The 623-nt window shown below is 44.1% G+C and carries 1 protein-coding gene; it reads right to left on the reverse strand.

What is annotated here, in order from left to right:
* The coding region (locus R8N47_RS26265) for a porin (protein ID WP_318186238.1) at positions 1-623 on the reverse strand (623 nt) is incomplete at both ends.

Genomic DNA, 623 nt, shown 5'->3' on the forward strand with positions numbered 1-623 from the left:
TACTTCAAAAGATAGGTTTTCAGTGTTGTGCGCAACATTCTTAACTGCAATCTTATTTACAGAAGAAAGTACACCAGCGTGAACAGATAGTTCACCGAAAGACTTACCTACGAATACTTCGCGAACTTCTTCGTTCTTGTCTTTCTCACCTAGCGCGTAACCAGCTTTTAGCCAGAATGCATCGTTTTCGAAAGAGTATTTGATTTGAGAGTCGTTGTTCCACTCGTGTCCGTAAAGAAGAGCAGAGCCACCAAAGAAGTAAGAGTAATCAGCACCGTAAACGTCATCCGCGAAAGTACCTTCTTTACCGAAACGAAGTGTACCCATATCGCCCATGTCGAAACCGAAGATGTGACGACGAACGAATACAGTGTCATCTGTACGCTCGCTTGAATCTGCGCCTGCACCGTAGTTGTCACCAAGTGCAACACCGATTTCAACTTCACCTAGAACTTTAAGGCTATCGTTTACAACGTAAACACCGTTTACACCCATACGTGAAGAGCTAGTGTTTAGCTCTGCAGTGTGGTCTGTGCTGTCTAGGAATAGAAGAGTTGGACGTAGCTGACCGTAGAAATCTACAGAACCTTCTTCAGATTTGAATACTTCCGCTGCGTTAACTG

It is taken from the genome of Vibrio sp. 2132-1 (genome assembly GCF_033344315.1).